Raw genomic sequence first — 826 nt, forward strand, 5'->3', positions numbered from 1 at the left:
CTGGGAGATCTTCACCCATGGCGGTCGCGAGAAGACGGGCATCGACGCGGTCGACTTCGCCGCACGCATGGTCGATCGCGGCGCCGGCGAGATCCTGCTGACCTCGATGGACCGCGACGGCACGAAGGCCGGCTACGACATCGCGCTGACCCGCGCCGTCGCCGACGCGGTGCGCGCGCCGGTCATCGCTTCGGGCGGCGTCGGAACGCTCGATCACCTGGTCGAAGGCATCCGCGACGGCCATGCTGGCGCCGTGCTTGCCGCCTCGATCTTCCATTTCGGCACTTACTCGATCGCCGAGGCCAAGGCATACATGGCCAAGGCCGGCCTGCCGATGCGGCTGGACTCGGCCGCCCATCGGGCTTAAAGCATGATCCCGCAAGGTTGGGGACCGGTTTTCGGAAAAGATCATGCTTAAACAAGCAGATAGATGACCGACATGGCTCAATTTTCGCTCGCCGAGCTGGAAACGATCATCCATCAGCGCGCCCATTCCGGCGACCCGGACTCATGGACGGCGAAACTGTTCGCCAAGGGCATGGACAAGGCGGCGCAGAAGCTCGGCGAGGAGGCTGTGGAAGCCGTGATCGCCGCCGTCCGCGGCGACAAGCAGGCCCTCGTTTCGGAAAGCGCGGATCTTCTGTATCATTGGCTGGTCGTGCTCGGCATCGCGGGCGTTCCGTTGGACGACGTGCTCAAGGAGCTCGAGGGCCGCACCGGCCGCTCGGGGGTTGCCGAAAAGGCGTCCCGCCCCCGGGTTTGACGCCCGGGGCACACGGCGAGGAGGGCAGGAAACCCGATGGACCAGCTGACTCCGACCGAGAAG

At 65.9% G+C, this 826-nt stretch carries 2 protein-coding genes; both read left to right on the forward strand.

Annotated features, from left to right (window positions below):
• Window positions 1-367 (forward strand): HisA/HisF-related TIM barrel protein (locus tag EOA27_RS38495; protein WP_245491386.1); only part of this gene is annotated, 367 nt, incomplete at its 5' end.
• Between the two features lie 72 nt (window positions 368-439).
• The gene (locus EOA27_RS38500; RefSeq protein WP_126080098.1) at window positions 440-763 is read left to right on the forward strand and encodes a phosphoribosyl-ATP diphosphatase; all 324 of its coding nucleotides are present in this window, start codon (window positions 440-442) and stop codon (window positions 761-763) included.
• Window positions 764-826: the final 63 nt, after the last annotated feature.

This window comes from Mesorhizobium sp. M2A.F.Ca.ET.037.01.1.1 (genome assembly GCF_003998075.1).
In the GTDB taxonomy this organism is placed as follows: domain Bacteria; phylum Pseudomonadota; class Alphaproteobacteria; order Rhizobiales; family Rhizobiaceae; genus Mesorhizobium.

Excerpts from the sequence above, each read along its gene's own strand:
- EOA27_RS38500 (WP_126080098.1), top strand. The coding sequence starts at position 440 with ATGGCTCAATTTTCGCTCGCCGAGCTGGAAACGATCATCCATCAGCGC.